This is a genomic window from Pollutimonas rozaliensis (assembly GCF_048751585.1).
In the GTDB taxonomy this organism is placed as follows: domain Bacteria; phylum Pseudomonadota; class Gammaproteobacteria; order Burkholderiales; family Burkholderiaceae_B.
The window spans coordinates 1-242 of record NZ_JAZHOB010000329.1 but is presented as its reverse complement, the minus strand read 5'-3'; the positions used below and the strand labels follow the sequence as shown (position 1 = coordinate 242).

1 pseudogene is annotated in these 242 nt (G+C 38.4%); it reads left to right on the top strand.

From position 1 onward, the window contains the following. Window positions 1-99: 99 nt before the first annotated feature. Window positions 100-242: pseudogene (gene acpP / locus V0R37_RS23110) on the top strand (acyl carrier protein); the annotation flags it as partial.

Below are 242 nucleotides of genomic sequence, written 5' to 3'. Positions count from 1 at the left end.
GCAAGGTCCCCCTTGCAACTTTCACTAGTTCGAATAAACTACGGAATCATCGCATTAGGCGAAATCTGTAAAGGAAAAGAAAACATGAGCAACATTTAAGAACGCGTAAAGAAAATCATCGTTGAACAGCTAGGTGTAGACGAAGCAGAAGTAAAAAATGAATCTTCTTTCGTTGAAGATCTAGGTGCAGATTCTCTAGACACTGTTGAATTAGTTATGGCTCTTGAAGAGGAATTTGATAC